5 protein-coding genes are annotated in these 4,917 nt (G+C 69.1%); all 5 read left to right on the top strand.

Going from position 1 to position 4,917, the window contains the following annotated elements; translation table 11 throughout:
- The first annotated feature begins 978 nt into the window (after positions 1 to 978).
- From ACWDVB_RS04590 to ACWDVB_RS04570, 5 genes are read left to right on the top strand one after another with little or no spacing between them, the layout of a single operon-like run.
- The gene (locus tag ACWDVB_RS04590; RefSeq protein WP_451513920.1) at positions 979 to 1,842 is read left to right on the top strand and encodes a 3-hydroxyacyl-CoA dehydrogenase family protein; all 864 of its coding nucleotides are present in this window, start codon (positions 979 to 981) and stop codon (positions 1,840 to 1,842) included.
- Complete coding sequence (locus ACWDVB_RS04585) at positions 1,842 to 2,516, top strand: O-methyltransferase (protein ID WP_451513921.1); 675 nt, start codon at positions 1,842 to 1,844, stop codon at positions 2,514 to 2,516. The genes ACWDVB_RS04590 and ACWDVB_RS04585 overlap by 1 nt, the downstream gene beginning before the upstream one ends.
- Before the next feature lie 34 nt (positions 2,517 to 2,550).
- Entirely contained in the window at positions 2,551 to 2,832 is a 282-nt protein-coding gene (locus ACWDVB_RS04580; RefSeq protein WP_451513922.1) for an acyl carrier protein, read from the top strand.
- Positions 2,825 to 3,925 carry an acyl-CoA dehydrogenase family protein gene (locus ACWDVB_RS04575; RefSeq protein ID WP_451513923.1) on the top strand — a complete coding sequence of 367 codons (1,101 nt, stop codon included), beginning with the start codon at positions 2,825 to 2,827 and terminating at the stop codon, positions 3,923 to 3,925. The genes ACWDVB_RS04580 and ACWDVB_RS04575 overlap by 8 nt, the downstream gene beginning before the upstream one ends.
- Positions 3,922 to 4,917 (top strand): 3-oxoacyl-[acyl-carrier-protein] synthase III C-terminal domain-containing protein, encoded by a 996-nt coding sequence (locus ACWDVB_RS04570; RefSeq protein ID WP_451513924.1) that lies wholly within the window; start codon positions 3,922 to 3,924, stop codon positions 4,915 to 4,917. The genes ACWDVB_RS04575 and ACWDVB_RS04570 overlap by 4 nt, the downstream gene beginning before the upstream one ends.

The following is a 4,917-nucleotide window of genomic DNA, read 5'->3' as shown; positions in this document are numbered from 1 at the left end:
AGACCTTCGTCTCATCCGGGTGCCTCAAGGCCTGCCTCAAGGCTCGAATTGCGGCCAGCCGACGGCACTGCACCACGGAGCGGCACAGTTCGAGGTGAACAATTCATCAAATCCAGCTGAAGAGAATCAGCGCAGAGTGACGATCATCGGCGCACGGTCCGCCTACACGGATCGGAACTCACATGAGTAGGGGAATGCCACTCGCCTCGACGGTGGAGCGGCGGTCACAGGCGGGTCGATATCGGGAAGAAAGGAAATGCCGCCGCGTCTCGCGGCTCCGCTTACATCACTGTCCGTAGGCATGCTCAGCGGTCGACCCCCCGTCTGCTTCACCGGTCAACCGGAATCTAACACTTGATATCCAGCAGCGGCAACCACTTGATCTTCCGTACGACTTCCATCCGTACTCCATTCAACTACAAAGGCATTCACGCCGCTGACCACGGAATACGCACACCCGGAGGCCTTGACCCCGCCCTCCGGGGCGGACACTCCAGGGGATTGTTTTCGGACACGGGCGCCGCGGTGGAGCCACAACCGGCCAATGGCTCAGACCAGTTGGTGTGCGTACCGTCGGTAGCTCGTCGACGTCACGGACGGCGTCCGCTTATGTCCAATTGCGGCACCTTGGGCCGCTTTCGCGGGCTGCGCCGCCGTAAACGTCACGTTCCTCACCACCTCCTCACCGACCCCTCGCCGCGTCCCCTCTTCGGGCAACCCGGGACCCCATTCCCCACATGCGCCCGACATATTCACGGAGAAGGAAGAACGCATGAGAAAAGAGAGAATCCGCAGGCCGTCGGCATTTATGCGGACCCCCGGGATAGCGCACGCGAATGACCTCTGGCGCCACCCCCGAACAATCATGCTACGGTCGGTCCCGCCTGCCCCGCGGTATCTGGAATGACGAATTCCGCCGTGGCGTATTAAGCGAAGTCGACCGCCGGACAGTGACCGCCAGGTAAGGGGAGGTACGCGGTGACAGAGGAAGATTCCACTCCGAAGCTGGCGGTTCTGGGCGCCGGCGTCATGGGAGTCAGCATCACCACACTCGCCCTCGGCCAGGGCGTCCCGGTGGTCCTGGTCGAGACCGATCCGTCGAAGCGGGCGGACGCCCCCGCGAGGATCGACCGCGAACTGCGCACCGCGCAGCTCATGGGCGTACGCCCCGACACCCCGCGCGGGGAACTGGTCACCAGCGCGTCGGCCGCCGACTGCGCAGGCGCGGACGTGGTGATCGAGGCGGTCACCGAGGACGCCGGGCTGAAGGTCACGGCGCTGACCGAGGTCGGCGCGGTGACCGGCGCCGGAACCGCGCTCGTGACCAACACCTCCTCCATCCCCGTCGACGAGCTCGCGGCGAAGCTCCCGCACCCCGAGCGGCTTCTCGGTGTGCACTTCATGAATCCCTCGTACCTGATCCGGACGGTGGAGGTGATCCGCGGCTCACGCACCTCGCGGCGGGCCGTCGACTCCGTCGGACGGCTCCTGACCGCGCTCGGCCGCCGGGGCGTGTTCGTCGGCGACGGCCCCGGCTTCGTCACCAGCCGCGTACTGCACCGCATGATCAACGACGCGGCCCGCGTCGTTGAGGAGGGGCGGGCCACGGCGGAGGACGTCGACACACTGATGCAGGACTGCCTCGGACACCGCACCGGGCCGCTGCGCACCGCGGATCTGATCGGCATCGACAACCTCGTGGACTCGCTGTGGGTGCTGCACGAGCGCACCGGCGACGAGGGCTGCCGCCCCTGCGAGCTGCTGCTCCAGAAGGTGCGGGACGGCGAGCACGGCCGCAAGAACGGCCGCGGCTTCTACACCTATACGGGAGTGGTCTCCTGATGGCTGGTCAGCTCAGTGTCGATGGCCAACTCCTGGAGTACGTGCGACAGATGTCGCTACGCGACGACGACGTGCTGCGCGATCTGCGCGAGGAGACCGCCGGCATGCCGATGCTCCAGGCGATGCTGGTCCTGCCGGAGGAGGCGCAACTCCTCGCTCTCCTCGTCCAGGTGACCGGCGCCAGGAACGTCCTGGAGGTCGGCACCTTCACCGGCTACAGCAGCCTGTGCATGGCGCGTGCCCTGCCGCCCGGCGGCCGGGTCGTCACCTGCGACATCAGCGAGCGCTGGACCGGCATCGCCCGGCGCTACTGGGAGCGCGCCAAGGTCGATCACCTGATCGACCTGCGCCTCGGGGACGCCGCCGAGACGCTCGACCAGCTGGCCGAGCGGAGCGGAGAGGGCGGCGAGGGCGGCTTCGACCTGGCCTTCGTCGACGCCGACAAGGCCAACTACCCGCGGTACTACGAGCAGTCGCTGAGGCTGGTGCGCCCGGGCGGGCTCCTCGTACTGGACAACACCCTCTTCTTCGGCAGGGTCGTCGATCCGGCCGCGCAGGACCCGGACACCCTGGCCATCCGTGAACTCAACACCCTGCTGCGCGACGACGACCGCGTGGACATCTCCATGCTCGCCGTCGCGGACGGCCTCACCCTGGTCCACAAGAAACCCTGACTCGTCCACAGAAGCCCTGAGAGGAAGCACGGAGATGAGCGAGCCCACCACGGCGCGTCAGATATCGGCGGAGGAAGTCCGGGCCGAGCTGAAGAGGTTCCTGGAGGAGCGCACCAAGACCGACTGGGCGGCGGACACCGACCTGTTCGCCACCGGCGGGGTGTCCTCCCTGTTCGCGATGGAGCTGGTCGTCCACGTCGAGAAGACCTTCGACGTGGCCGTCGAGGGACCCGACCTCCGGATCGACAACTTCCGTACGGTGAACGCCATGACCGAGCTCGTGCTCCGTCTCGCCGGGACCGGCTCCGGTGAGTGACGAGCTCGCTGCCCTGATCAGCGCGGAGGTCGGTGACCGGGCCGCCGGCTGGGACCTGGCCGGACAGATCCCGCCGGCGGTGCTCCGCGGGCTCGGCGCGAAGGGCGCGCTGTGCGCCGAGGTCCCCGTCGAGTACGGCGGGCGCGGCCTGACCGGTCTGCGCAACGGTGAACTGACCGCGCACGCGGGGGCGTTGTGCAGTTCGCTGCGGAGCGTGATGACCTCGCAGGGCATGGCGGCGTGGACGGTCCAGCGGTTCGGTACGCGGCGTCAGCGGACCGAGGAGCTCGCCCGCCTCACCCAGGGTTCTCTCGCGGCCGTCGCGTTCAGCGAACCGCAGGCCGGCAGCGACCTCTCGGCGATCAGCACCACGATCGTGGACGACGGCGGCGACGTGGTCCTGAACGGGCACAAGGTGTGGTCGACCGCCGCTGCCTACGCCGACGTCGTCGTGGTCTTCGGGCGCTACCAGGACGAGGCGGCGGCCGTGGTGGTCCCGGTGGACACCCCCGGCGTCACGGTCGAGCCCGTCGCCCAGCCCCTCGGCTGCCGCGCGGCGGGCCACGCCGACGTGCTCCTGAAGGACGTACGCCTCCCCGTGGACCGGGTGCTCTCGGGAGCGAGCCAGTCCCTCGGGCTCCTCACCACCATCGCCCTCACCTACGGCCGCCTCTCGGTGGCGTGGGGCTGCGTCGGCATCATCCGGGGCTGCCTGCGGGCCGCCGCCTCCCACGCCCGGACCCGGGAACAGTTCGGAAAGCCGTTGGCACAGCACCAATTGATCGCCCGTCACCTCTCCGAGCTGCTGGTCGCCGAGCAGACCGCGACCCGGGTGTGCGAGCACGCCGCGGGGTGCTGGGACAGCCGGTCCCCCGAGCTGTCCGGCGCGTCCGTGCTCGCCAAGCACGTCGCCGCGGGCAACGCGGCGCGCGCCGCCTCCACCGCGGTGCAGGTCCTCGCGTCGGCGGGTTCGGTGGACGGCGAAGTGGTGGCCCGTGCCTACCGGGACGCCAAGTTGATGCAGATCATCGAGGGCAGCGAGGAGATCTGCCAGCTGATCCTCGCGGAACGCGCGTTGGAGGGTGTGGCATGACGACCGATACCACAACAGCCGGGGGCGTTGGAGCCGTCGGCATAGGCGCGATCCACTGTCTGCTGCCGGACGAGCGGGTGTCCGTCGCGGACCTGCCCGAACTGGCCCGGCTGACCGACGAGGAGCTGAAGTTCGCCGAGCAGGCGGGCATCAAGTCGGTCGGCGTCTTCCCCGACACCGAGCCGACCGAACTCGCCGCCCGCGCCTGCCGGGAGCTTCTCGCCGCGGAGCCGGGCGTGCCCGACCTGATGCTGCACATCGGTTCGCGGGCGCCGGACGTGCTGATCGGTTCCGACGCGGGGAAGATCGCGCATCTGGGCGGTCTCACCGGCACCTTCCCGTTCACCGTCGACGGGCTGGGCTGCGCGGGCTCCTCGGCGGCCTGGGGCCTGGGCCGGGACCTGATCCTCGGCGACCCGTCCCGGCAGAGCGTCCTGATCACCTACGGCAGCCGGCCCACCGCCGCCGACCGGGTGCGGCGCCCCGTGACGGTGATCGGCGACGGCGCGTTCGCGATGACGCTCGTACGAGGGGGCCGCCCGGTGCTCAAGGCGCACCGCATGGAGGCCGACAGCTCCTTCCACGACCTGTTCAAGGTGGACTACAAGCACAGCCCCTGGTCGCAGTGGCGGGAGGTGTGCGACGACAACGACCGCTACTCCTTCGAGCTGGCCATGCACAGCCGTACCCGGCTCGGCAAACTCGTCGACCAGGTCCTCGCGGACGCGGGCATCGGCAAGGACGACGTGGCCGCCACCCTGATGCAGAACGTCACCTCCAGCGCCTTCGAGTTCTACAAGGTCACGCTGGGGCTGCCGATCCATCCGGTCTGCGCCACCCACCTCGCCGAGCTGGGCCACCTCGGCCCGATGGACGTGGTCCTCAACATGGACCGCCTGCTGGCCACCGGCGAGCTGGACCCCGGGCAGCACGTCCTCGTGCTCAGCAACAGCCCGGTGGCCGCCTGGACCGTGACGCTGTGGGAGGTGTGA

This window comes from Streptomyces sp. NPDC003379 (assembly GCF_053589195.1).
This window is presented reverse-complemented; position numbering and strand designations above follow the sequence as displayed.